Raw genomic sequence first — 25,539 nt, 5'->3', positions numbered from 1 at the left:
ATGAAATTCACACTCTCCTGGCTCAAGGATCATCTCGAAACCGACGCCACGCTTGGCGAGATCGTCAAGCGTCTGACGTCGATCGGCCTTGAAGTCGAATCGGTCGATGACAAGGCGGCGCTGAAGCCGTTCGTCATCGCAAAGGTGCTCACTGCCGTTCAGCATCCCGATGCCGACCGCCTGCGCGTTCTTTCCGTCGATACAGGCTCCGGCGACCCGGTGCAGGTCGTGTGCGGCGCGCCCAATGCGCGGGCGGGCCTGATCGGCGCCTTCGCCGCCCCCGGCACCTATGTGCCCGGCATCGATGTCACGCTCGGCATCGGCAAGATCCGTGGCGTCGAAAGCCGCGGCATGATGTGCTCGGAGCGCGAACTTGAACTGTCGGACGAGCACAACGGCATCATCGAACTGCCCGAGGATGCGCCTGTCGGCACCAGCTTTGCTGCCTATGCGCATCTCGACGATGCGGTCATCGACATCAACCTGACGCCGAACCGTCCTGACGCGACCAGCGTGCACGGCATTGCGCGCGACCTTGCCGCGGCGGGCCTTGGCAAGCTGAAATACGGTGCGGTCGAACCGGTTGGCGGCGCTGGCGAATGCCCGGTCAAGGTGAAGATCGAAGCGACTGATCTTTGCCCCGGATTTGCGCTCAGGCTGGTCAAAGGGGTCAAGAACGGCCCGTCGCCCAAGTGGATGCAGCAAAGGCTGCTCGCAATTGGCTTGAGGCCGATCAACGCGCTGGTGGACATTACCAACTACATCACCTTCGACCGCGGCCGGCCGCTGCACGTGTTCGATGCGGCCAAGGTCGCCGGCAATCTGGTCGTGCGCCGGGCGAAGGCTGGCGAAAAGGTGCTGGCCCTGGACGGGCGCGAATATGCGCTCACGCCCGAGATGTGCGTGATCGCTGACGACAATGGAGTGGAATCCATCGCCGGCGTCATGGGCGGTGAGCATTCGGGCTGCGACGAGAACACCACCGATGTGCTGATCGAGTCGGCACTTTGGGAGCCCTTGAACGTTGCCCGTACCGGCCGCGCGCTCGGCATCATCACCGATGCCCGCTATCGCTTCGAGCGCGGCGTCGATCCCGAGTTCATGGGCGCGGGATTGGAGTTGGCGACCCGCATGGTGATGGAGCTTTGCGGCGGTGAACCCAGCCGTGAAGAAATCACCGGCTATGCGCCCTACAAATATCGCTCGGTCTCCTTCCCCTTTGCCGAGGTGAAGCGCCTGACCGGTCTCGACGTGCCGCGTGCGACCTGTCTCGATATCCTCACCCGTCTTGGCTTCGTGCCCAAAGGCGAGGGCGATGTCGTTGACGTCATCGTGCCGTCATGGCGGCCGGACGTGGACGGCAAGGCCGATCTGGTGGAAGAGGTGATGCGCATTCACGGCGTGGACGAGATCACGCCGAAGCCGCTGGCGGGCCACGATGCCGTCAACGGCAAGATCCTGACGTCGTTGCAGATACGCACCCGTGCCGCCCGGCGCGCACTTGCGGTTCGCGGCATGATGGAAGCGGTGACATGGTCGTTCATTCCGGCCAAACATGCGGAGCTGTTCGGCGGCGGCAGCGAGCGGTTGAAGCTCGCCAACCCGATTGCCGCCGATATGTCCGACATGCGGCCTTCGCTTCTGCCCGGCCTGATTGCCGCCGCGCAGCGCAACGCCGACCGCGGCATTGGCGACGTTGCCCTGTTCGAGGTCTCCGGCACCTATGAGGGCGATACGCCCGAAGGGCAGCGCCGGGTTGCCGCCGGCGTGCGGCGCGGAACGGCTGGCCTCGACGGTTCGGGTCGCCACTGGGCAGGCAATGCCGGCAATGTCGGCGTCTACGATGCCAAGGCGGATGCGATTGCCGCGCTTGAAGCCTGCGGCGCGCCGGTCGAACGGCTCCAGATCGAGGCTGGTGGCCAGGCCTGGTATCATCCGGGCCGCTCCGGCACGATCAAGCTCGGCCCGAAAGTGGTGCTCGGCACCTTCGGCGAATTCCACCCCAGGACACTGGAAGAAATGGACGCGACAGGACCGCTGTGCGGCTTTGAAGTGTTCATCGACGCCGTACCGGAGGCCAAGGCCAAGCCGACTCGCACCAAGCCGAAACTGGAGCTCTCCGCTTTCCAGGCGGTCAAGCGCGACTTCGCCTTCGTGGTCGAACGGACGGTCGAGGCAGGCACGCTGATGCGTGCGGCACTTGGCGCCGACAAGAAGCTGGTCACCGGCGTTTCGGTGTTCGACATCTTCGAAGGCCCGTCGCTGGGTGCGGACAAGAAGTCGGTCGCCATCGAGGTTTCGATCCAGCCGTTCGAAAAGACGTTGACCGACGAGGATTTCGAGGCGCTTGGCAAGCGCATCGTCGAGAACGTTGCCAAGCAGACCGGCGGCGTGCTGAGGACGTAGCGCCTTTCCCCGTCGCCGGGAATAGCGTGCCGGCGGCAGCCGTTCATACGGCATGAGCGTGCGGCTAACCAATACCGCCAGCACCTATGGCTGGGGCGCGATCATCCTTCACTGGGTGATCGCCATTCTCTTTATCGGCCAGTTCGTGCTTGGGCTCGCAATGTCGCGCGTCACCAGCCAGCGCACTGCGTTTGAACTGATCCAGTTGCACAAATCCTTCGGCTTCCTGCTGCTTGGTCTTGTCGTGCTGCGCGTGGCGTGGCGGCTTGGCGGGGTCACGCCGCGCTTGCCTGCGCAAACGGGCTTGCTTGAGCGCCGTGCGGCCCCCTTGGCGCATCTTGCGCTCTATCTGTTTCAGGTGGGTTTGCCGCTTTCCGGATGGGCGCTGGTGTCGGCCTCGGTGCTGGCGATACCGTCGATGCCGTTCGGGCTTTTTGTCATGCCCAACCTGCCGCTCGGCATTTCGGCGAGCGCCGAGGGCTTCTGGCTGAAGGCTCACAGCTATCTAGCCTATGCCGGGATGGCGCTGGTGGCTTTGCATGCTGCGGCCGCGTTCCGGCATCACTTCTGGGCGAGGGACAATGTGCTCGTGCGCATGATTGCGCCTTCTTTTGGCAATGGCCGGCGCGGGGCGGAATAGGACGTGCCGCCCGGGCGTTCGTTTCATGCAATCCCCGATCCACCGCCTTCAACGAAGGAGGCTTTGATGTCTTCCCGTGCCTTGGCCTTCGCGGCGATCGCCGCCATTTGCATGTCAGTCTTGCCCGCTCGTGCCGCTGTTTCGCTAAGTGAAGTGGCCGGTCGCTATGTCATCAACCAGAATGGCTCTTCGATCCATTTTTCCATCGCCAATGCCGGTGGCGGCTCGCTCAAGGGCGATTTCAGCCGCTTTAGCGGCACCATTCGGCTCGACAACAACGATGTCGGCCGCTCGGCTGTTGCGATCACGATTTTCCCCGAAAGCGTGGTCACGGGCGAAAGCCGGGTGGATGATTTCCTGCGCTCCGACGCGGTGTTCGACGTGGCCAATGAAAAGGAAATCATGTTCCGTTCAACCGGCGTGCAGCGCACGGGTGACGACACCGCTTTGATCACCGGCCGGCTGACGGCGCGGGGCAAGACGTTTCCCGAAAAATTCTCGGTGGAGCTTGCCGGCCTCAAGTCGGGCAACCTTCAGTTTCATGTCACCGGCAAGGTTTTGCGCTCGCGCTACGGCATGGATGTCGGCACGCCGATCTATTCCAACGTGGTTGTGTTCGACATGATGCTGACCGGCCGCCGCGGATAGGTTACGTCGCCGGTTGCGGTTGGCATTTGGTGACGGCCGGAGAATAATGCCCGGTCGCCACTTTTCTGGAGAGGTTGCATGTTTCGTTGGGGAGTTCTGTCGACAGCCAAGATTGCGCGCGAGCATCTTCTGCCGGCCATCGTCGAGGCGGACAATGGCGTGCTTTCGGCCATTGCCAGCCGCGACCTCGGCAAGGCGAAAGCGCTGGCCGCCCATTTTGGCGCACCGCACGCCTTTGGCTCCTATGAGGAATTGCTTGCGTCGAGCGAAGTAGACGGCGTCTACATTCCGCTGCCGACCTCGCAGCATGTCGACTGGACGGCCAAGGCCATCGAGTCCGGCAAGCACGTGCTGGTGGAAAAGCCGCTGGCGCTCGATGCCAAGGCCATCGCTCCGCTGATCAAGCTGCGCGACAAGCACAAGGTTTTGGTGTGCGAGGCCTTCATGGTCATCTATCACCCGCAATGGCTCAAGGTGCGGGAGCTGATCGCCGGCGGCGCCATCGGGCGGCTGCGGCATGTGCAAGGAGCCTTTTCCTACTACAACGTCGATCCCGGCAATATGCGCAACCAGCTCGACCTGGGCGGCGGTGCGTTGCCGGACATCGGCGTCTATCCGACGGTTTCGACCAGGTTCGTGACCGGCAAGGAGCCGAGGCGGGTGCAGGCCACGATCGAACGCGACAAGACATTCGGCACCGACATCTATTCCTCGATACGCGCAGATTTCGGCGAGTTCGAGCTGTCGTTTTACCTTTCGACACAGATGGCGGCGCGGCAGGTGATGGTGTTCCACGGCGACAAGGGCTTCATCGAGGTCGCCTCGCCGTTCAATGCCGGGCTCTATGACCACCACCGTATCGAATTGCAAAATCAGGACCATAGCCGGACCGAGGTGTTCCGCTTTGCCGGCGCGCAGCAATATCGGCTCGAGGTCGCGACATTCGCCCGTGCCGCGAAGGGAGGTGGCGACCACGTCTTCACGCTGGAGCAATCGGTGCTGAACCAGAAGGTTATCGACGCGATCTTTCGCGCTGGGGACAAGGATGGCTGGGAGCCAGTCTGAATGCCGGCGGATTCGGCGCGGGGGTAGCAGCTCGAAGTCATTGTCCCATTATGGGGCATATCGGTTGGCACGCTGCGTGCATGGCGTTGCGCATGAAGATATCTGTGCGGCCAGCAAAGCGAGACGGTGAAGCCAAGGTCATTTTCGACGGGCCGCTGGATCGCGAGCATATTGCGATTTCGAGCGAGGACGTGACGCTGACTTTTGTCGCGCGCGATATCTACAGCACGGCCTCGAACCAGCGCTACACGATTCAGCTCAGCGTCGACGAACTGGCCACGATCCTTGATGTCGATGACGACAGCGAGGACGGCGCTGGCGAAGCTGGCGATGGAGCCAACGCAGCAGAGTAGGGCGTTGCGCGCACCTCTTGTCTTGATCAACCCCGATCCTTGCCAGGATACTGCTGGTTGCGCTTACGCGTGACCGGCTGATATGCGGGTGGCTTGATGAGCCCGCCAAAGACCTGCGTTGGATGACTGTGCCAACTCTGCCCGAGCTACCGGTATCCGCCGCCTTGCCACGGCTTGGCGAGGCGCTTTCCGTCGGCAACAAGGCGGTTCTGGTGGCGCCTCCCGGAGCGGGCAAGACGACGCTGGTGCCGCTGTCGCTGCTCGATGCCGGATGGATCGGCACCGGCAAGATCGTGCTGCTCGAACCGCGCCGGCTGGCGGCGCGCGCCGCGGCCCGTCGCATGGCGGCTCTTCTAGGCGAAGAACCGGGTGCGACGGTCGGCTACGCCATGCGTATGGAGAACCGCACGTCGGCGCGGACGAGGATCCTCGTCGTGACCGAAGGCGTGCTCTCGCGCATGATCCTCGACGATCCGGATTTACCGGGCGTTGCCGCCGTCATCTTCGATGAGTTTCACGAACGCTCGCTGGATGGCGATTTCGGCCACGCGCTGGCGCTCGACGTGCAGGGCGCGTTGCGGCCCGACCTGCGGCTGCTCGTCATGTCGGCGACGCTTGACGGCGCGCGTGTCGCCAGCCTGCTGGGCGACGCGCCGGTTGTCGAGAGCGAGGGACGGGCCTTTCCCGTAGAAGTTCGTCACGAGGAGCGGCCGGCAGGCGTCGCGATCGAGGATGCGATGGCGACGGCCATTCGCGGCGCGCTCGCCGACGAAACCGGCAGCATCCTTGCCTTCCTGCCCGGTCAACGCGAGATCGAGCGCACGGCGGAACGTCTTGAAGGCCACGTGGGGGCAGATACCGATATCGTCAGGCTCTACGGCATGATGGACGGCAAGGCGCAGGACGCCGCGATCCGTCCGTCTCCTGCCGGTCGCCGCAAGGTTGTCCTGGCGACTTCGATTGCCGAGACCTCGATCACCATCGATGGCGTGCGGGTTGTTGTCGACAGCGGACTGTCGCGCCTGCCGCGCTATGAGCCGGCCAGCGGCCTGACCCGGCTGGAAACGGTGCGCGCCTCGAAGGCTTCGGCCGAACAGCGGGCAGGGCGTGCCGGTCGTACCCAACCGGGCGTTGCCATCCGCTTGTGGCGGGCCGAGCAGACGGCGGCCTTGCCGGCTTTCACGCCGCCTGAAATCCTCGACGCCGATCTGTCGGGATTACTGCTGGACTGCGCTGCCTTTGGCGTTGCCGATCCGGCCAGCCTTGCCTTTCTCGATCCGCCGCCCTCGCCTGCGCTCAAGGAGGCGCGCAGCCTGCTGACGGCGCTCCATGCCATCGACGGGGATGGGCGGTTGACCGATGCCGGGCAAGCAATGCGCAAGCTGGCCTTTCCCGTGCGGCTTGCGCACATGGTTGCGGAGGCTGCGAAATCCGGCCAGGCGCTGGAAGCGGCGCAGCTTGCTGTTTTGCTCACCGAGCGCGGCCTGGGCGGAGACAGTGTCGATCTCGAGCGGCGGGTGAGCCGGTTTAACGCCGACCGGTCGACGCGCGCCAACGCCGCGCGAGAGTTGGCGAAGCGGCTTGCACGAACAGCGGGCGGCGGCAAGACGGATGTTGCGCATGCGCAGTTCCACGGTGTCGCTTCCGGCGCTCTTCTGCTGAATGCCTGGCCGGACCGTGTTGCCAAGGCGCGTGGGGAACGCGGCCGCTTCTTGTTGGCAAACGGTACGGGAGCGATGGTTGACGCTGCCGATCCACTGGCCGGGGAGACATATCTCGTCGTCGCCGACCTGCAGGGCAAGGCGCAAAACGCACGCATTACGGCGGCTGCCGCTGTGACTGAAGCCGATATTCGCACGGGCCTTGCCGACAGCATCGAAAGCCGGCGCGAGACTGCCTTCGATGTCGAACGAAAGAGCGTGCGCGTGCGCGAGCAAAGCAGGCTCGGCTCAATCGTGCTGTCCGAAAAGATGCTGCCGCCGCCGACCGGTGCGGAAGCCGACCGGGCGATTATAGAAGCAGCCCGCGCACATGGCCTTGCATCGCTGCCGTGGAGCAAGCCGGCCGAGACGCTCCGCCAGCGCCTGTCCTGGCTCTATCTCGGTCTCGGAACGCCGTGGCCGGATGTCTCCGATGAAGCGCTAAAAGAGCGGCTGGACGATTGGCTGCTGCCCTTCCTTAGCGGTTCGGCTTCGTTTGCCGCCATAAGCGGTGATGTGCTGACATCGGGACTGATGTCGCTGGTGCCGCACGATCTGCAGCGGCGTGTCGATACCTTGGCGCCGACGCATTTTTCAGCGCCGTCCGGAAGCCATGTGCCGATCCGCTATGACGGCGAACAGCCGGTGCTGGCCATTCGTGTGCAGGAATTGTTTGGCCTTGATGCCCATCCGTCGATTGCCGGCGGAACCGTGCCGTTGACGCTGGAACTGTTGTCGCCAGCGCATCGGCCGATACAGACCACGCGTGACCTGCCGAGGTTCTGGCGCGGATCGTGGGCGGATGTTCGAACCGAGATGCGCGGCCGTTACCCCAGGCATGTCTGGCCGGAAAATCCGGTTCTGGCTGCTGCAACCAGCCGTGCCAAGCCGCGCGGAACTTGACCAGGCAAGGCCTTCGGTCACGAAATCTTTGGGCAACAGAGACTTGTGTGCCATAAATTCCGGCGAGGTCGCCTCAAGACGTCAAGCATAAGGCAGGCTCATGTCTGGATTTCGCCGGCAGCTCCCCCCGATGACAGCTTTGGTGGTATTCGAAGCTGCGGCGCGGCGTATGAGTTTTACAAGGGCGGCCGAAGAACTGGGCATCACCCAAGCGGCCGTGAGCCGGCAGGTTCAAGCCCTTGAGCAGAGCCTTGGCTTCCAGCTTTTTCGTCGCCTTCATCGCTCCATCGAACTGACGGATCGGGGGCGCACGCTGTCGAAGTCGATGTCGGAATCTCTGGGCGCCATCGCCCGCACGGTCCGCTCGCTAACCGATGACAAGAATGCAGGAGAATTGGTCATTGCCGCATCGGTGGCCTTTTCGCATTTCTGGCTGCTGCCCAAGATTTCCGAATTTCGTAGGACAAACCCTCAGGTCCGTCTCAAGATTGTCAGCCAGGACAGCAACGTCAATTTGCTGCGCGAAGACATCGATATCGCCATTCGCTATGGAGACGGCCATTGGCCGGATGGCAAGGCGATTGCCCTGTTCAACGACGATGTTTTCCCCGTCTGCAGCCCCGAATATCTGGCCAGTCACGGTTCGCCTGATTGTGTTGCCGACCTCACGCGGCACAATCTTATCGTCAGCGACTCGCAGGATGCGAGCTGGATCGGATGGGAGGAATGGCTGAAGGCATTCGGCCACGACGCGGACCCTCGCCACGTGACGCTGAGCTGCAGCTTCTATACCGATGCCATCCACGCCGCCATGCGCGGCGAAGGTATTGCACTTGGTTGGCACAGGCTGGTGCGAGACCTGTTGCACCGCAACCAGCTGGTAAGAGTTTCCGCGGAGTCGCTGCGCACGCGCGAAGCCTATTTCATCGTCTTGAAGAAAACGCAGCCTGCCAAACCTCAAGTCGAACCATTCCTGCGATGGATTCGGTCTGAAACGGACGACTTGCCCAAGCCATAAATCCGCTCATCGGCCCTCAGTAGCATTACCAATGGTAATGCATACCATTCTCGACCGTGCAGTTTACAAGCATGGGACAGGCTTGAAATCATGAGCCTGTGCGGGAAGCCGTATCCGCAAGGCGGGTAGGCTCAAGAATGAGGGGTAGCGGCAGCCACCATGCTCAGAACCGAGATCCATTTTGACAGCGCAAGCCTGACGTGGCTGCGAACGTTTGCCCGAATTGGTCGCGCAAATCCGCGCGCTGCGCAGCTTGCCTTCATCGGTGGTGCGCGCTGATGCAGGAGGCTCCCAAAACGGCATCGGATGGCACCGGAGCGCAAGCCAAACGCATAGCGGTCAGGAACGTCAGCAAGGTGTTCGGCGCAAACGGTCAGGCCGCGCTCGCGCTTGCAAGGCAAGGGGTTTCCAAGAACGAGATTCTTGCCAAGACGGGTACGGTTGTCGCGGTCAACGATATTTCCTTCTCGGTCGATGCCGGTGAAATCTTCGTCGTCATGGGATTGTCAGGGTCCGGCAAGTCGACGCTCGTCCGTTGCCTGAACCGGCTGCAGGAACCTTCGGCAGGCGCAATCGAGATCGATGGCGAGGATATTGTCGCTGCGCCGGAGGAACGGCTCCGGGCCTTGCGGCTGGAAAAGATCACCATGGTCTTCCAGCACTTCGCCCTGTTGCCGCACAGGACCGTGGCAGAAAATGTCGAATATGGCCTCAAGATGCGCGGGCTCGCCAAGGCGGAGCGCAATGCCAAGGCCCTGAAGGCGCTTGACAGCGTCGGTCTTGGTGGTTGGGCTGAACGCTATCCCGCCAATTTGAGCGGCGGTATGCAGCAGCGCGTCGGGCTTGCCCGCGCGCTCGCGCTCGACCCCGAGATATTGCTGATGGACGAGCCGTTCAGCGCACTCGACCCGCTGATCCGACGCGACATGCAAGGTGAATTGCTGGAACTTCAGCGCCGCTATCGCACCACCATCATCTTCATCACTCATGACCTCAACGAGGCGCTGACGCTAGGCGACCACGTCGCGGTGATGAAGGATGGCCGCTTTGCGCAGGTGGGCCGCCCTGCCGACATCGTGCTGCAACCCGCCGACGACTATGTGGCCGCGTTCACCCGCGATATCGATAGTAGCCGCGTGCTGCCGGTGCGGTCGGCGATACGCCAGGCGGCGAGTGCAGAGGCACTGCGAAAGCTCTTGGCGGATGGAGCGGCGACCATCGAAGGTGCGCGTCCGTTGCATGAGGCGTTTGGTCTGGTGGCGGCAAACCGCCCGGCGGTCGTGGTGGATGCCGCAGGCCAGCCGGAAGGCCTGGTGACCGCTGCCGACATAACGAACGTGCTGGCGGGCGGCTCGCAAAGCGAAGGAGGTTGAGGGTCATGTCATCAGACGCTTTGGCTGGCCTGCAAACCGCCACCGATATTGCCCGCCCGTCGCACTACGGCACGCTGCCGCTCGATGACTGGATCCAGTGGTCGGTAAAGGACTGGCTGGTGCCTGCGTTGCGGCCATTCTTCCGAGCGCTGCAATGGCCGATCGCGCAATTGCTCGACGGGCTGCAAGCCCTGCTTCTGGCAATACCGTTCGTCGTTCTCCTCGTGTTGGCCGTGTTTGCCGCGTGGCGGGCGGCGGGCCGGGGCGTAGCGGTCTTTACGTTCGTATCCCTGCTGCTGCTGGACTGGATCGGGCTCTGGAAGGAGACGATGATTACGCTCGCCATGATCGTCACGGCGGTCGTGTTCTGCATAGTGGTCGGCATTCCCGCTGGCATCGCCGCGGCCCGCAGCGACCGCACGGCTGCAGTGATCCGGCCGATCCTCGATGTGATGCAGACCATCCCCTCCTTCGTCTACCTCGTGCCGATCGTCATGCTGTTTGGCGTCGGCATGGTGCCGGCGGTGATCGCCACCATCATTTTCGCGCTGCCGCCGCTGGTGAGGTTGACCAATCTGGGCATCCGCCAGGTTCAGGGCGAGTTGGTGGAGGCCGGCCGCGCCTTCGGCTCGACGCCGCGCCAGATACTTTGGGAAATCCAACTGCCTTTGGCGCTGCGCACCATCATGACGGGCGTCAACCAGACGCTGATGCTGGCGCTTTCCATGGCGGTCATCGGCGCGCTGATCGGCGCCGGCGGCCTCGGGCTTACCGTCTATACGGGTCTCGGCAGGCTGGATGTCGGCTACGCCGGTATTGGCGGCCTCGGCATCGTCTTGATGGCGATCATCCTCGACCGGGTCACCCAGGCGCTGGGCGACGGCCACAAGGGCGCGGGCACCTCCGGCAGCAAGGAAGGATAGCCCGCGAAATTCCAATGACACATGAGTTCGGGAGCAGATCTGCGCAAAGCGCAGCACAACAGGGAGAAGTGTGAAATGGCCGCAAACAAGTTTCTTTATTGCCTGGGAGGGGCGCTTACGGCCCTTGCGCTCAGCGCATCGCCGCTTCTGGCGCAATCGCTGCCGGGCGAGGGCAAGACCGTGAAAATGGGTCAGCCGACTTGGGATACGGAGTGGTTTCAGGCCCAAGTCTACAAGAAGGCCATGGAGACGCTGGGCTATACGGTAGAGGGGCCGACGGCGCTCGACAATCCACCCTTCTATCAGGCCGTAGGCCAAGGCGACATGGACTTCTGGGCGAGCGGCTGGTTCCCGCTCCACAACACCTATCTGGAAGAGATCAAGGACAAGGCCAGCACCGTCGGCTATGTCGCCAAGGGCGGCGCGTTGCAGGGCTACCTGATCGACAAGAAGACTGCCGATGCCCACAACATCAAGCTGATCGACGACTTCAAGAAGCCGGAGATCGCCAAGCTGTTCGACGACAATGGCGACGGCAAGGCCGACCTCGTCGCCTGCCCGCCGGGCTGGGGCTGCGAACTGACCATCACGCACCAGATGAAGGCCTATGGCTTGGGTGATACGGTTTCGCCGATCCAGGCGGCTTATTCGGCTTCGATGGCCGATGCGATCAGCCGGTACGAGCAGGGCAAGCCGATCTTCTTTTATACGTGGACGCCGAACTGGACGGTCGGCATGCTGAAGCCGGACCAGGATGTGGTGTGGCTGCAGGTTTCTCAGCCTTCCCTGCCCGACGACCAGAAGGCAATGGAAAACCAGACCGCTATTCCTGACGTGAAGGGGTGCGCCGACAATCCTTGCCAGATGGGCTGGCCGGCCAACGACATCCAGGTCGTCGCCAACAACAAGTTCCTCGAGGAAAATCCGGCAGCGAAGAAGCTGTTCGAAGTCATGAGCATTCCGCTCGACGACATCTTTGCCCAGAACGCGCAGATGTACAAAGGCGAGGACAAGCCTGCCGACCTGGAGCGCCAGGCTGCCGATTGGGTGAAGGCCCACCAGCAGGAATTCGACGGCTGGATCGAGGCTGCAAAGCAGGCTGCCAAGTAAGGATAGCGGCCACTGAAATGCAAAAGGCGGGATCGTGAAATCCCGCCTTTTTGTTTGATGTCTGGCCGTTAGGCTACTTCGCCGGAGACTCTTTCTTTCGGAACATGCCTATGAGGTTGTCCCAAAGCTCGATCTTGACGCCTTGCCGCTTCATGATGACGCCCTGTTGGATGATGGACAACAGGTTGTTCCATGCCCAGTAGATGACAAGGCCTGCCGGGAACCCGGCCATCATGAAGGTGAAGATCACCGGCATCCAGGTGAAGATCATCGCCTGTGTCGGATCGGGCGGCGTCGGGTTCATGCGCATTTGCAGGAACATGGTGACGCCCATGATCAGCGGCCAGACACCGATGTGCAGCAGCGTCGGCACGGCGAAGGGCAAAAGGCCGAACAGGTTGAACAGCGACGTCGGATCGGGCGCTGCAAGGTCCTGGATCCAGCCGAAGAACGGCGCATGGCGCATTTCGATGGTGATGTAGAGAACCTTATAGAGCGCGAAGAACACCGGGATCTGGATCACCACCGGCCAGCAGCCGGCAATCGGATTGATCTTCTCGGTTTTGTAGAGCTCCATCATCGCCTGCTGCTGCTTCATTTTGTCGTCCGCGTATTTCTCGCGGATCTCGACCATTTTCGGCTGCACCTTCTTCATGTTGGCCATCGAAGCGTAGGACTTGTTGGCCAGCGGGAAGAACACCGCCTTGACGATGACGGTGGTGGCGATGATGGCGAGGCCGAAATTGCCGAGCAGCTTGTAGAGCGTGTCGATCAGCCAGAACATCGGCTTGGTGATGAAGTGGAACCAGCCCCAGTCGATCAGCAGGTCGAAGCGGCGGATGTCGCGTTCCTGCTCATAGGCATTGATGGTGCCGACTTCTTTCGCGCCGGCAAAGACCAGAGATTCCACCGTGGTCGATTGGCCTGCGGCGATGGTGATCGGATCACTGAGGAAATCGGACTGATAGCGCGGGCGGCCGTCGTCGAAATAGGCGAAGCGCGGCTGGAAAGGCTGCTTTGCCGTCGGTACCAGCGTCACCGCCCAGTATTTGTCGGTGATGCCGAGCCAGCCGTCGGTGGACTTGCCGGGCGTGAACTGCTTGTCGTCCTCCATTGCGGAGTACTTGTGTTCTTGCAGGCCTTCCTCGCCAGTGACGCCGATCAGGCCTTCATGCAGGACATAGATCGAGGCGGTCGTCGGCTTGTCGAAACGCGTGACGCGACCGTAGTTGGAGAGCGTGATATCGGCCGCGCTCGTGTTCTGAACGGTGTCGGACACCGTGAACATGTAGTTGGCGTCAACGGAATAGGTGCGCTTGAAGATCAAGCCCTTTTCGTTGGTGAAGGTCAGCGTCACGGGCGTCGTGGGCGTCAGCGTCGCATTGCCATCGACCGTCCACACGGTCTGCGGGCCGGGAGCCGCGCCCGTTGCGTCACTGCCGACGAAACCGATTTCGGCATAGTAACCGTTGGGTAGCGCCGCCGGGTTGAGCAGTTCGATTTCGGGAGAGCTGTTGTCGACAGTCTCGTGGTATTGCTTGAGCTTGAGGTCGTCGAGGCGCGCGCCACTCAGGTTGATCGAGCCCTGCAGGCGTGGCGTGTCGATCTTGACGCGCTGCGTTGAAGCAATCAGTTCCTCGCGCCCGAGGATGCCTCCCGCTTCGCCGCCCGATGTCGTCGGAATGGCGCCTGGTGTTGCTGTTCCGGTGCCGGCGGGCGTTGTCGTCTTGGCAGCCTCGCTTTCGGCGCGGCTTGCTTCGACCTTGGCGGTTTCACGCTGCGCCTCTATGCGCGGGTTCATATAGAAGACTTGCCACAGCGTCAGGATCAGCACCGACAGCGCGATGGTGATGAAGAAGTTACGGTTGTTTTCCATTGAAAACCCTATCGTGATCCGCGCAAGCGGCGCGAGAGCTCGGCCTTAAGCAATCCGAACGGTGTACCAAGCACGTCTTCGCGCCCGACGATGACATAGTCATTGCCGGTCGCCATGTCATCCGCCGCGTGCGTGCGGACGGCCTCCTTGAGACGCCGCCTGATGCGGTTGCGCACGACAGCGTTGCCCACCTTCTTGGTGACGGTGAAACCTACGCGCGGCACATCAACGTCACCACGCGCCAGCGCCTCAACGAGAAAAAGCCGCCCACGACGCTTTTCGCCGCGCCGGACGGCCAGAAATTCCGCGCGTTTAAGAAGCCGACCTGGCTTTTGGCCTATTGGCTTGCCTGCAGCGGGCAAAGATCTCGTCTTCCGTTCAGGCGCTGAGACGCTTGCGGCCACGGTTGCGGCGAGCAGCGACAACGCCACGGCCTCCCTTGGTGGCCATGCGCGCGCGGAAGCCGTGCCGGCGCTTGCGGACGAGTTTGGACGGTTGGTAGGTACGCTTCATTTGTTTTAATACCGCGGCGTGCGGCCCTTCTTGGAACTGTCACTGGTGCAACAGGAGCTATGCCGGGTCCTGTTTGGCGCGACCGAAACCGCGCCGGGAGTGCTGGCCCGAGCGTGAGCGGGCTTATAGGGACAAGCATTTTGGAAGTCAATGCGCGGTCCGAATCACGGATTTTCCGCAATTGGAAGCAAAGCAGACGCAGTTGCGTTAGCTACCACACAGACATAGGCCGATTGTTTCTATATCTTTCAATCGCGGCTCGCGCCATTCACTTCTTTGGCAACGCCGCAGTGGAGTGGCCGGACCGATTGCATTCCAAAGGGTTAAGCTTGAACAGGCTGCACGGGACGGGAAGCGGATCGATGTTTGAACGGAAGCCGCAACTGCCTCTGGATCGGAAGTAAATGAGCCAGGAACTTCCTGCCGACGACGAAGCTTCCGTGGAGGGTCAACCGGCCCGCACGGTGCCGTTGGCGCGGGGGCTTTCGACAAAGCTTCTGTTCCTGACCATCGTGTTCGTTCTTCTGGCTGAAGTCCTCATCTTCCTTCCTTCTATAGCGAGCTACAGGATAAGCTGGCTGCAGGAGCGGCTTGGCACCGCGGCTGCCGTTTCGATCGTTCTTGTCCAGGGCGACCCGGCTTCGTTGTCGCGTGCAGCGCAAAACGATGTGTTGATGGCCATCGGGGCCAAGGCTATTGCAGTGCGTGACGACGGCGTGTCGCGCCTCCTGGTGGTGGCGGACATGCCGCCACAGGTCGACGAACATATCGACCTCGCCAACTCTTCAATGGTTGACGAAGTGACGGGCGCACTCGACACGCTGGTCTTCGGCGGTGAGCGCATGCTTCGCGTCACCGGCCCGGTGGGCGAAAGCGACAAGGAATTCGAACTGATCATGCCCGACAGGGGTCTGCGCAGCGCGATGCTCACCTATTCGCGCAACGTGGCTTTTCTGTCGCTGCTGATTTCGCTGTTCACGGCAACACTGGTTTATGCCGCGATTGATCGCATCATGATCAGGCCCATGCGCACGATGACCCGTTCGATGCTGGCTTTTTCGCAGGCGCCAGAAGATCCGGGCCGCATCATCCAGCCGGCTGCCCGATCCGACGAAATCGGCGTTGTCGAGCGGGAACTGTTCCAGATGCAGGAGCGGTTGCAGAAGATGCTGGCCGAACGCAAGCACCTCGCCGATCTCGGGCTGGCCGTTTCGAAGATCAATCACGACATGCGCAACATGCTGGCGACCGCCCAGCTTATTTCCGACAGGCTGCGGATGGCCAAGGATCCAACCGTGCAGGCCTTCGCACCGAAACTTTTGCGTGCACTTGACCGGGCGGTTTCCTATTCGGAAGGCGTGCTTGCCTATGGCCGCACGCAAGAGCCGCCGCCGTCCCGGCGCAAGTTGCGCCTGCACCAGTTGGTCGATGAAGTTCACGACGTTCTCGGCGCCGACAACGAAATCGAACTGGTGAATGCCATTGAGCAGGAATTCGAGATCGACGCGGATTCAGACCAGTTGTTTCGCGTGCTCACCAATCTTGGCCGCAATGCGGTGCAGGCAATGGCGGGCGATACTGAGAGCGTCATTGTTCGTCGCCTGACGATCTCGGCCGAACGCGTTGGGAGCGTGTGCCATATCCATGTCACCGATACGGGGCCAGGCCTGCCGCCGAAAGCGCTCGAAAATCTGTTCGCGGCGTTCCGGGGCTCGGCGCGCAGCGGCGGTACCGGGCTGGGCCTGGCGATTGCGCAGGAACTGGTCCGCGCCCATGGCGGCACGCTCGAGCTTGTAAGGAACACTGGCGGTGACACCACCTTCGCGGTCATCATTCCGGACCAACCGGTTCGCCTCGATCAGGCCCGTTCCGGACTGCGGCGCTCCGGTTGAGTGATGGTTAAACGGCGGTGCGCTTTGGTCAGCTTGTGGCTATTGCCCCTTGCAAATCTTTTGCCGGATCGGCTTGCATTTCCGAAAATCAGCCGCTAGTGAACACGGCACGTTCGCGACTGGCTGACGAAGCCGGTTCGCGTGGTCTGTCGATGCAGGCCTAGTGCGCGCCCGTAGCTCAGCTGGATAGAGCACCAGACTACGAATCTGGGGGTCAGGAGTTCGAATCTCTTCGGGCGCGCCATTTCAGTACAGAACTGCGAACGCCGCCGAATCCAAGCTGGAAGTGGCAACCAAGGCGCGGAGCAGTTCCGATTTCGATCTTATGATGCGAACTTCTTTGCGGGCAACCTCAACGCGCTGCGCAAGCGCGCGCAGGTGATCCCACCGATAGTCGCCGTCTTCAAGGTATAGCGCCTAGCGGGCCGTCCGCGAAAAATCATCGATCATAGCGAGGCTGATGGTTTGGCTATCGGCACTGTCGAGCGTCGCCTGTGTCCGCTCGGCGTTGGTCGTAGACTGATCCCGAAGCACCTTGAGGCCGGCGATGCGCTCTTTCGCTGCCGCATCGTCTTTATCGACCATGCGGGATTCGATGGCGTCAAAGAGCTGTTTGACTGAACTCACAATTTTTGGGGCGCCAGTTAGCCCGCGATATCCGAATTCCGTGGTTCACGCATTGGTAAACCTGCCTCTCGAGCGGCCCCATGGCTTTTGATCCCGATGGACCTACGCCTTTTTGGAGCTTGTGCAAATTTAAGGCGTGATCGGAAAGCCGGATCGGGGGATCTACATGCCACGCCATCTGTTTCACCTGCTGTTCGGGTTGTTTTGCTCGGCGCTACTTTTATTCTCCCTGCCTGCGCGGGCGGATATACCTGACGAGACCTATACGGCGCTCGGCCTGACCAAGGAAGCTTCCCCCAAGGAGCTCTACGATGCGCTGGTCAAGCGCTACCACGATCCCAAGCAGGGGCATGGCAAGGGCGCTTTCGGAGAACTTTGGGAACCGACGCCGTTTACGCGCTACCTCGATCCGAAGACACTCTACATCGCCCCCGACATGGATTTCGAAGCCAAGCGTGACGAATGCGTGGAATGCCATACTAGCGTGACGCCGGGCTGGGTCCATTCATGGCAGAAGAGCGTCCACGGCGATCTTAACGAAATCCGCAACCTGCCGGCTGAAGATTCCCGCGCCTACAAGAAGGAACTGATCGACCAGGTCGAGGCGAATCTTCATTCGATGGGCGTGCTGCCTGAAGGCCAGAAGCTTGGCGATGTCGGCTGTATCGATTGCCACATGGGCATCGGCAAGCAGGCAGGAAACCACAAGGCCGACCTCCACATGCCGGATGCGGCCAATTGCGGCCAGTGCCATGTGCAGCAGTTTGCCGAACGCGAATCGGAACGCGACACCATAACCTGGCCGCAAGACCAGTGGCCGGCCGGCCGGCCTTCTCATGCCCTGTCATGGCAGGCCAACGTGGAAACCGCGATCTGGGCCGGCATGGCGCAGCGCGAAGTTGCCGATGGCTGCTCGCTCTGCCACACCATGCAGAACACCTGCAATTCCTGCCATACCCGCCACGAATTCTCCGCCGCCGAGGCGCGCAAGCCCGAAGCCTGTTCGACTTGCCACAATGGCGTCGACCACAATGAGTTCGAGGCGTTCAGCCTGTCCAAGCACGGCGTCGTCTACAAGACGCAGGGCGCTTCGTGGGATTGGGAAAAGCCGCTGGCGGCCGCGCTTGGCGAAGGTGGCCAAACCGGCCCGACATGCCAGACCTGCCACATGGAATTCAACGGAGAATATGGCCACAACCTCGTGCGCAAGGTTCGCTGGGGCTTCGAGCCGAAGCCGGAGATTGCCGACAATCTCGACCACGAATGGTTCTCCGACCGCAAGGAATCCTGGATACAGACTTGTTCGAACTGCCACTCGCCGGCCTTTGCCCGCTCCTATCTCGATATGATGGACAACGGCACCAAGCAGGGCATCGAGCTGGTCAAGGAAGCTCGCGGCGTCATGAACAAGCTTTATGAGGACAAGCTCCTTGTTGGCCAGACAACCAACCGTCCGGCTCCTCCCAAGCCTGACGCCGACAGCGCGGGCGCCTTTGCCGGGCTGTTCTTCTCGGCTGGCAACTTCCCGACCGCGATCGACTATGAGTTCGCGGAAATGTGGGAGCAGCACGTCATGAAGCACTTCAAGGGCCTTGCCCATGTGCATCCCGGTGGCTTCACCTATTCGGAAGGCTGGTCACGCCTGATCCGCAGCCTGGCGCGTATCAAGGACACCGACACGCAACTGCGTGAGAAGGCTGCGCTCATGCAGCGGGTGGAAGCTCTTGAAGCCGCAGGCGGCAAACAAGGCTGGCTGGACCTCGACACGCCGATGAAGCGAGCGGCAGCAGGGGGAGCGGGCGTTACGCTCGCTGGGCTCGGGCTTGGCCTCATGCTCCTGCCGGCTTTCCGCCGCCGTCGTCGCGACTAGCCACGCAAAGGGGAGATGATGATGAAACTCTCCAGGATAGGAACCACTCCCGGCCTCGTTGCCGGGATTGGTGCGGCGATGCTGGTGGCCGGCGGCCTGCTGACCGCCTATGCGTTCCAGGTGGAGAAGCGTCCGACGCCTTATGTCTACGAGTTGAAGGATGTCGAAAAACCGGACGAGGCCAGCCTTGCCCTGGCGCAGATGTTGCCCGACGCGAAGCTGAAATCCGTCAGCCTCAGGACGGCTGATACCGGCAAGTTGCTTGTAAGTGGAGAGGTTCTCGAGCGAGAGGGAAAACCGGGCCTCATCATTGGCTGGAAGAGCGAAATAGGCGAACCGGTTCTTCGTTCGGATATTTCCGTCGAGGAAGACCGGAAACTCGCGCAAACGTTGCAGGCGCACTTGCCGGCGGACAGCCTCGTTTTCGCCATGCCCGGCTTGTCGCAAAGGCTGGCGGCACTGGTGCCGGCCCGTTTTCCGCTGGCCGGAGCCGACGACAGCGCCACGCTGCGCTCTCCTGACGTCTGGGTTGGCTCGAAAGAGGCGATCGCCGAAACGGAGAGGCAGTGGCGGCCTTCGGTCGACAAAGAGGCGGACGAAAAACTCGCCGCTTTCCTCGATGCGCTCGGGGCTGAAGACAAATATGGTGTCGCCCGCCTGCAGGTGATGGCGGATACACGGGAAAGCTATGTCGTCTTGCATGTGCGTGATGCCTTCGACATCGGCGTGGCGGCACCGGACCGATTTTCCGTCGGCCTGCGCGATTTTCCCGGCGCCAGCGATGTCCATGATGTCACCAAACTGGTGAAGACCTGGGTGAAGGATGAGGGCTTTGCCGCCTATGCGGTGATCCCGCGCGATGAAAACGCCGTGCGCGCCTACTACCTTGCCGACGCGGCCGGAAAGTCCTCGTTGCTCGGCCAGTTGCTCCCGTTCAATTCCGCCCAGATAGGGCAAGTTCCCGACGCCACGCTCGTCTACCAGAACGGGGGCTATTGGGTTTATCGGATTTCCGCCGTCCACGCTGGCTGATGCCTTGGCCTGCAAGACCTGAACCGGACCCATCCGGCATCAGCAATTTATGTTCCTGTGGTACCATGCATTGCCAGAATTTCAGGTAGTCTATGGAGCCAGGGAGGGCTCGCGATGCAGGTCGTGTTGACGATCAATCCGAGTGATTCCCGCACGTTGCAGCGTCAGTTGTTTGACCAGATCAGGGGATTGATCCTGGAAAACAAGCTGCGAAGCGGGGATCCGGTACCGGCATCACGCGCGTTGAGCGAACAGCTCGGCGTATCGCGCAATACAGTCATGCTCGCCTACGAGCAGTTGCTGAGTGAAGGCTATATTGAAAGCCGTCCCAATGTCGGCACCTTCGTCAGTTCGAGCCTGCCCGAAAATGGCATGTCGATCACGCTGCGTGGCTCAGCCGGCGAAGAATTCCAGGCCAACGACAACAACGGCGACATCCATCCGCTGTCGAGCCGTGTGAGGGCACAGACTGTCATCAGCCCGAACCGTGGCAGGTTTGAACACGACTTCTGGATCGGACGCGTCGACGCCTCGACCTTTCCCGTCAACGAATGGCGCAGGATACTCGATGCCAAGGTGCGCTATGGCGGGGCGCGCTTCGCGGAGTATCAGGACCCGCAGGGCCTGCCCGAGCTCAGGCAGGGCATTGCCGACCACATCGGTCCTTCGCGCGGCGTTTCGGCCAAGCCCGATGATATCGTCGTGGTCAACGGTTCGCAGGATGGTTTGGACCTCATTGCGCGGACCCTAAGCGGCTACGCAAAGCATTTTGTTCACGAGGACCCCTGCTACCAGGGCTCGCGCTTCCTGTTCGAAAGCTGTGGCTTCAAACCGGTTCCCGTGCCTGTCGATCAGGATGGCATCGACGTGTCGCGCCTACCGGAAACGCGACGCAACCTGCTCTATGTGACCCCGTCGCACCAGTATCCGCTTGGTGTGACGCTATCGCTGGAAAGGCGTTTGGCCTTGCTTGAATGGGCGGCGCGCACCGACAGCTATGTGATCGAAGACGACTACGACGGCGACTTCCGTTACGAAGGCGCGCCGCTTACGGCCCTACGCGGGCTCGATTGCCGGGGGCGGGTGCTTTACCTCGGTACATTCTCGAAATCGCTCGCAGCAGGCCTGAGACTTGGCTTCATCGTTGCGCCGCCGGCGTTGGCGCGCGCGTTGCGCGAATGGAAGTCGCTGACCAGCAATGGCAATCCCTGGCTGGAGCAATCGGCAATGGCCGAGTTCATGAACAGCGGCGGCTTCATGCGTCATTTGCGGCGCATCCGGGCGATCTACAAGGCGCGCCGCGACGTGCTGGTCGAAACGTTGAGGCCGACGTTCGCAGACGCGGAATTCAAAGGTATGCGCGGTGGTATGCATCTGTCGCTGCGCCTGCCATCCGGCTTCGGGGATGCACGCGATATAGAGCGGCGTGCCGCAGAACGCGGTGTCGGCGTTTACGTGCCGGGTTCGGGCGGAGCGTTCATCACTCCGGACAATCCGCGCGCCAAAGACACGCTGCTGTTTGGTTATGCAGCCCTTTCAGAAAAGAGCATCAGGATCGCGACTGCCCGCATTGCGGATGTGGTGACAGGTGGCGACACGGGAGCGGCGGATGGTTGAGTCTCTCATCAAGCTTGGCCAGCTCGCAACCTCGCTTGCGCTGGTGCTAAGCGTGGCGGCGGTTACCGGAGCAATACTGGCATCCCTGCGCTCCTCGCCGGCCTGGCTGCGTGCGGCGCGCAATGCACTGTTCGCCAACCTGCTTCTCGTCGCATTCGGGTGCGCGACCCTTATCTGGTCGTTCGCCACGCTCGACTTCTCGGTCGCCTATGTCGCGCAGAACAGCAATTCGCAACTGCCGATGATCTACCGCCTGACGGCGATGTGGGGCGCGCATGAAGGCTCGCTCATGCTGTGGCTGTTTTATCTGGTGCTGCTGTCGGCGATTGCGGTCAAGGTGCACTGGAAGGACCATCCGCTTTCAATGCCGTGGATCATCGCCACGCTCGGCGCGATCCAGTTCGGCTTCCTTGCGTTCATTGTCTTCTTGTCCAATCCGTTCCTGACCATGACGCCGGCGCTTCCCGACGGACAGGATCTCAATCCGTTGTTGCAGGACCCCGGCCTCGTTTTCCATCCGCCGGTTCTCTATCTCGGCTATGTCGGCTTCGCTGTCCCATTCGCCTTTGCGATTGCCTCGCTGGTCCGTACCCACTCGGGCGCCGAATGGGTTCGCGCCGTGCGGCGCTGGACGCTGTTTGCCTGGACGATGCTGACCAGCGGCATCCTGATGGGCGGGTTCTGGGCTTATTACGAGCTGGGTTGGGGCGGATACTGGGCATGGGACCCGGTGGAGAATGCGTCGCTGATGCCGTGGCTGACCGGCACGGCGCTGCTGCATTCGATGATGGCGCAGGACAAGCGCGGCCTGTTCCGAACCTGGAACGTGTTCCTCGTGGTGACGACATTCCTGCTCACCTTGATCGGCACTTTCCTCGTCCGCTCCGGCGTGCTGACTTCCGTTCATGCCTTTGCGGTAGACCCGGGGCGAGGGGCGTACATGCTGGGCTTCCTGTCGGTAACGATGGTGTTCGGCTACGGGCTGATCCTGTTTCGCTCCGATCGGCTCCTGTCGGATGCGCTGGTCGAGAGCCCGTATTCGCGTGAAAGCGCGATCCTCGCCAACAATGTGCTGCTGCTGGTTGCGGCAGCCACTGTTTTTCTAGGCACGCTTTATCCGCTGTTCGTCGAAGCGGTGTCGGGTGAACGGCTCAGCGTCGGCGCCCCTTACTTCAACAAGGTGGTCGTGCCGCTGATGCTGGCGGTCGTCTTCCTGCTCGGCATTGGGCCATCGATTCCGTGGCGCAAGGTAGACGCGCGGCGTCTTTCGGCAATGCTGCGCAAGCCGCTTGTTGGGGGTTCGTTGGCGGTCGGTGTTGCGCTGATAGCAGGCGTGCGTGATCTGCTGACGCTCAGTGCTATCGCGGCTGTAGCCTTTGCCTTCTCTGCGACCCTGGCCGATATCGGGATGGGTATCTATGCGCGCCGGCGCGTAACCGGTGAATCCTGGCTTCGCGCTGCGCGCAACGTGCTTTCGTTTGGGCGCCAGCGTTTCGGCGGGCTCATAGTCCATCTCGGCATCGCCCTGATCGGGGCTGGCATGATCGCCTCCGGCCTGTTCCAGACGGCCGTAACTGTGTCGCTGAAGCCTGGTGACAGTTTCGAACTGGCCGGCAATGTCATTACATTGCGCGAGGTTTCGGACGCCAGCGGCTCCAACTATCAGGGTCGCGCGGCCATCTTGAGTGTCGCGCGTGACGGCAAGCCTCTCTACGAGATGCAGCCGGAAAAGCGCTTCTACACCGTGCGCTCTATGGCGACGACCGAGATTGCGATCCGCTCTTCATTCAGCGGCGACCTTTACATGATCATCGGTGAAGAGACGCAGCAGGGTGGAGTAACCATACGCGGTTACTGGAATCCGCTGGTGAGCTGGATCTGGGCCGGCTGGGTGATCGTTGCCTGCGGTTCGCTCCTGTCACTGTCCGGCACGAGCAGGCGCAGGGCTGAGCGCTCGGCAAGGGCGGTTGCTCCGCCGGCAAGAGGAGTGCCCGCCGAATGACGATGCTCGCTTCACAAAAGCGCCCCATACCGCGCTGGAAATGGCTGCTCGGCGCTGCCGTGGTGGCGATCCCACTTCTGCTCGGCATCGGACTTACCAAGGATCCGTCCTTTATCCCGTCAATGATCGTCGGGCGCTCGCTTCCGACCTTTTCCCTGGAACCGCTGAGCGGCAGCGAACAGGTGGCGTCCGAAAAGCTGCTCGGCAAGCCGCTGGTCATCAATTTCTGGGCGTCGTGGTGCGTGTCCTGCCGCGAAGAGCATCCGCTACTGGTCCAACTTGGCGACCGCGCGGAACTGTTCGACGAGTTCGACATCGTCGGCATCAACTATCGCGATAGCCCGGTGGCGGCCGCGCAGTTCCTCGATCGGCAGGGCCACTTTCCTTACCCATCGGGGCAAGACAAGCGCGGGCGGCTGGGTATCGATTTTGGTGTCTACGGTATGCCCGAGACCTTTTTCGTCGATGCTAACGGCGTTGTGCAGGCGCGCCAGGTTGGGCCGCTGACACCGCAGGCGATCGAGCAGAACCTGAAGCTGATCGGAGCTGTGCGATGAAGCGATTTGCAGCGGCTCTCGCTTTCAGCCTCGCTACGGCGATGCCTGCTGCGACCGCGCCGTTCCAGACAGAGTCTCCGGTCGAGACGCAGGTCCGCGAGATTGGCGCAAAGCTGCGTTGCCCGGTCTGCCAAAGCGAGAACATTCTCGATTCGCAATCGGGAACCGCGCGCGAGATGATCGTCATGCTGCGTGAGCAACTCGTTGAGGGTCGAACTGAAGCAGAGATCGTCGAGTACTTCCGCAGCCGCTACGGGGATTACGTCCTTCTATCGCCGCCCGTTGCGGGCTTCGGCGGCATCATCTGGACGGTGCCACCGATTCTGCTCCTGCTCGCGGGCGGGGCCTATCTGCTTCTCGTGCGCCGCAGCGCCGACAAGTCCAGGCGAACTGACGACGAAGCCAGCATCCTCGAGCCGCTCAACGAACAACAACTGCGGAGACTGGAATTATGACCACATCGCTGATCGCGTTCCTGCTTTGCGCCGCTGCTGTGGTCATCATCGTCAGTCCGTTGTTGCGCAAGCGCGCCAGTCTTCCGCTCGGCACAGGCTTGGAGGACGCCAGCCCTGTGCGGCGCTGGCAGGAGGAAAAGGACCGGCTTACGGGCCAGCTGCGCGACAACGATCTGGCGCTTGCCGAAGGGCGTGTCGATGCTGCGCAGCATTCTTCGATCGCAACCCGGCTTGCCGGCGAAGCTGAGCATGCGCTTTCGCGACTAAGGGAGGTGCGCGGGGCATTGACGCCGACCTATCCGTCAACGCCACGCAGCGAGCGCTGGTGGACGGTTGCACTGATCGCCGGGTTTATCGTCGCAGCTGCCTACGGCGTCCATAGCTTTGCCTCGATGGGCGATATCGACATGACACGTTCGCCCCACGGCGACACGCCGCCTGTGGCCGACGCGGGCGATGCCGCTGGCGTGCCTGCCGGAATGCCGATGGGCACCGATGGGGCGCCCGATATCGGTGCAATGGTGGCGCGGCTTGAAGGGCGCATCGGAAGCGATGACTATTCGCCCGATGATGTCGCGATGCTGTTGCGCAGCTACCGTGTTCTGGGTCGCGAGACCGAAAGTGAAGCGCTGCTCGACAAGGCGGCGGCAAAATTCCCCGATGATCCTCAAGTCAGGCTCGCATTTGTCGATGCCGCATTGGCCGGCACCGACCAGACCCACCTCGACCGTGCTGAACAGATGCTGTCCGATCTTTTGGCCGCGCAACCGAACCTTGCGGAGGCGCGCTGGTATCACAGCCTGTTTTTGATCCGAAAAGGCCAACTCGACGTCGCCCGAAAAGAGTTGCGCGCGTTGGAGCCCATGGTTGCCGACAACCCGCAGGCGGCGGAAGCGGTCCGTACGCTTCTTGCCCGTATCGATATTCCCCAGCACGACCAGGCCCAGCCGCAGAATTAG

General features: G+C 61.8%; 22 protein-coding genes and 1 tRNA gene. 19 read left to right on the top strand and 4 right to left on the bottom strand.

Annotation, left to right across the window (positions count from 1 at the left end):
- From pheT to proX, 10 genes are all read left to right on the top strand, one after another.
- Nucleotides 1-2,406, top strand: a complete 2,406-nt coding sequence (pheT, locus tag ACODTY_RS04190) for a phenylalanine--tRNA ligase subunit beta (RefSeq protein ID WP_488993030.1) — start codon at nucleotides 1-3, stop codon at nucleotides 2,404-2,406.
- Nucleotides 2,407-2,458: 52 nt separating this feature from the next.
- Complete coding sequence (locus ACODTY_RS04185) at nucleotides 2,459-3,046, top strand: cytochrome b (RefSeq protein ID WP_488993029.1); 588 nt, start codon at nucleotides 2,459-2,461, stop codon at nucleotides 3,044-3,046.
- 66 nt (nucleotides 3,047-3,112) lie between these two features.
- Nucleotides 3,113-3,694 (top strand): YceI family protein, encoded by a 582-nt coding sequence (locus tag ACODTY_RS04180; RefSeq protein ID WP_488993028.1) that lies wholly within the window; start codon nucleotides 3,113-3,115, stop codon nucleotides 3,692-3,694.
- A gap of 78 nt (nucleotides 3,695-3,772) precedes the next feature.
- On the top strand, nucleotides 3,773-4,759 hold the full coding sequence (locus ACODTY_RS04175; protein ID WP_488993027.1) for a Gfo/Idh/MocA family protein: 987 nt from the start codon (nucleotides 3,773-3,775) through the stop codon (nucleotides 4,757-4,759).
- A gap of 92 nt (nucleotides 4,760-4,851) precedes the next feature.
- Nucleotides 4,852-5,112 carry a hypothetical protein gene (locus tag ACODTY_RS04170; protein ID WP_488993026.1) on the top strand — a complete coding sequence of 87 codons (261 nt, stop codon included), beginning with the start codon at nucleotides 4,852-4,854 and terminating at the stop codon, nucleotides 5,110-5,112.
- Nucleotides 5,113-5,234: 122 nt separating this feature from the next.
- Nucleotides 5,235-7,715, top strand: coding sequence for an ATP-dependent helicase HrpB (gene hrpB, locus ACODTY_RS04165; RefSeq protein ID WP_488993025.1), 2,481 nt, complete (start codon nucleotides 5,235-5,237; stop codon nucleotides 7,713-7,715).
- A gap of 100 nt (nucleotides 7,716-7,815) precedes the next feature.
- Nucleotides 7,816-8,733, top strand: a complete 918-nt coding sequence (locus ACODTY_RS04160) for a LysR substrate-binding domain-containing protein (protein ID WP_488993024.1) — start codon at nucleotides 7,816-7,818, stop codon at nucleotides 8,731-8,733.
- 278 nt (nucleotides 8,734-9,011) lie between these two features.
- Complete coding sequence (locus ACODTY_RS04155; protein ID WP_488993023.1) at nucleotides 9,012-10,106, top strand: quaternary amine ABC transporter ATP-binding protein; 1,095 nt, start codon at nucleotides 9,012-9,014, stop codon at nucleotides 10,104-10,106.
- A 5-nt stretch (nucleotides 10,107-10,111) separates the two neighbouring features.
- Nucleotides 10,112-11,029, top strand: coding sequence for an ABC transporter permease (locus ACODTY_RS04150; RefSeq protein ID WP_488993022.1), 918 nt, complete (start codon nucleotides 10,112-10,114; stop codon nucleotides 11,027-11,029).
- A gap of 75 nt (nucleotides 11,030-11,104) precedes the next feature.
- On the top strand, nucleotides 11,105-12,139 hold the full coding sequence (proX, locus tag ACODTY_RS04145) for a glycine betaine/L-proline ABC transporter substrate-binding protein ProX (protein WP_488993021.1): 1,035 nt from the start codon (nucleotides 11,105-11,107) through the stop codon (nucleotides 12,137-12,139).
- A gap of 73 nt (nucleotides 12,140-12,212) precedes the next feature.
- On the opposite strand, the gene yidC is transcribed toward proX, so the two are convergent.
- Genes yidC through rpmH form a run of 3 tightly spaced genes read right to left on the bottom strand, consistent with a single transcriptional unit; the run spans nucleotide 12,213 to nucleotide 14,528 of the window.
- Nucleotides 12,213-14,015: a membrane protein insertase YidC gene (gene yidC / locus ACODTY_RS04140; protein ID WP_488993020.1), complete on the bottom strand. Its 1,803-nt coding sequence runs from the start codon at nucleotides 14,013-14,015 to the stop codon at nucleotides 12,213-12,215.
- An 8-nt stretch (nucleotides 14,016-14,023) separates the two neighbouring features.
- A complete protein-coding gene (rnpA, locus tag ACODTY_RS04135) occupies nucleotides 14,024-14,377 on the bottom strand; it encodes a ribonuclease P protein component (protein ID WP_488993019.1) in 354 nt (117 codons plus the stop codon).
- Between the two features lie 16 nt (nucleotides 14,378-14,393).
- Entirely contained in the window at nucleotides 14,394-14,528 is a 135-nt protein-coding gene (gene rpmH / locus ACODTY_RS04130) for a 50S ribosomal protein L34 (RefSeq protein WP_008833937.1), read from the bottom strand.
- A gap of 404 nt (nucleotides 14,529-14,932) precedes the next feature.
- Here rpmH and ACODTY_RS04125 point away from each other — a divergent pair, with 404 nt between their 5' ends.
- Both ACODTY_RS04125 and ACODTY_RS04120 read left to right on the top strand, forming a co-directional pair.
- Complete coding sequence (locus tag ACODTY_RS04125) at nucleotides 14,933-16,420, top strand: sensor histidine kinase (protein WP_488993018.1); 1,488 nt, start codon at nucleotides 14,933-14,935, stop codon at nucleotides 16,418-16,420.
- Between the two features lie 167 nt (nucleotides 16,421-16,587).
- Nucleotides 16,588-16,664, top strand: a tRNA-Arg gene (locus tag ACODTY_RS04120).
- 173 nt (nucleotides 16,665-16,837) lie between these two features.
- On the opposite strand, the gene ACODTY_RS04115 is transcribed toward ACODTY_RS04120, so the two are convergent.
- A complete protein-coding gene (locus ACODTY_RS04115) occupies nucleotides 16,838-17,005 on the bottom strand; it encodes a hypothetical protein (RefSeq protein WP_488993017.1) in 168 nt (55 codons plus the stop codon).
- A 208-nt stretch (nucleotides 17,006-17,213) separates the two neighbouring features.
- Here ACODTY_RS04115 and ACODTY_RS04110 point away from each other — a divergent pair, with 208 nt between their 5' ends.
- The 7 genes from ACODTY_RS04110 to ACODTY_RS04080 all read left to right on the top strand — a co-directional run bounded on the left by ACODTY_RS04110 (nucleotide 17,214) and on the right by ACODTY_RS04080 (nucleotide 25,539).
- Nucleotides 17,214-18,917 carry a multiheme c-type cytochrome gene (locus ACODTY_RS04110; protein ID WP_488993016.1) on the top strand — a complete coding sequence of 568 codons (1,704 nt, stop codon included), beginning with the start codon at nucleotides 17,214-17,216 and terminating at the stop codon, nucleotides 18,915-18,917.
- A gap of 21 nt (nucleotides 18,918-18,938) precedes the next feature.
- Nucleotides 18,939-19,949 carry a hydroxylamine oxidation protein HaoB gene (gene haoB / locus ACODTY_RS04105; protein ID WP_488993015.1) on the top strand — a complete coding sequence of 337 codons (1,011 nt, stop codon included), beginning with the start codon at nucleotides 18,939-18,941 and terminating at the stop codon, nucleotides 19,947-19,949.
- 114 nt (nucleotides 19,950-20,063) lie between these two features.
- Nucleotides 20,064-21,566 (top strand): MocR-like pyridoxine biosynthesis transcription factor PdxR, encoded by a 1,503-nt coding sequence (gene pdxR, locus ACODTY_RS04100; RefSeq protein ID WP_488993014.1) that lies wholly within the window; start codon nucleotides 20,064-20,066, stop codon nucleotides 21,564-21,566.
- Nucleotides 21,559-23,568 (top strand): heme lyase CcmF/NrfE family subunit, encoded by a 2,010-nt coding sequence (locus ACODTY_RS04095; protein WP_488993013.1) that lies wholly within the window; start codon nucleotides 21,559-21,561, stop codon nucleotides 23,566-23,568. Before pdxR ends, ACODTY_RS04095 begins: the two co-directional genes overlap by 8 nt.
- On the top strand, nucleotides 23,565-24,125 hold the full coding sequence (locus tag ACODTY_RS04090; RefSeq protein WP_488993012.1) for a DsbE family thiol:disulfide interchange protein: 561 nt from the start codon (nucleotides 23,565-23,567) through the stop codon (nucleotides 24,123-24,125). The genes ACODTY_RS04095 and ACODTY_RS04090 overlap by 4 nt, the downstream gene beginning before the upstream one ends.
- Entirely contained in the window at nucleotides 24,122-24,580 is a 459-nt protein-coding gene (locus ACODTY_RS04085) for a cytochrome c-type biogenesis protein (protein WP_488993011.1), read from the top strand. Before ACODTY_RS04090 ends, ACODTY_RS04085 begins: the two co-directional genes overlap by 4 nt.
- Nucleotides 24,577-25,539: a hypothetical protein gene (locus ACODTY_RS04080; RefSeq protein ID WP_488993010.1), complete on the top strand. Its 963-nt coding sequence runs from the start codon at nucleotides 24,577-24,579 to the stop codon at nucleotides 25,537-25,539. Before ACODTY_RS04085 ends, ACODTY_RS04080 begins: the two co-directional genes overlap by 4 nt.

It is taken from the genome of Mesorhizobium sp. FG116, from assembly GCF_057809835.1.
Note: the sequence above shows the minus strand (reverse complement) of the source record. Positions and strands in the feature narration are given on the sequence as shown.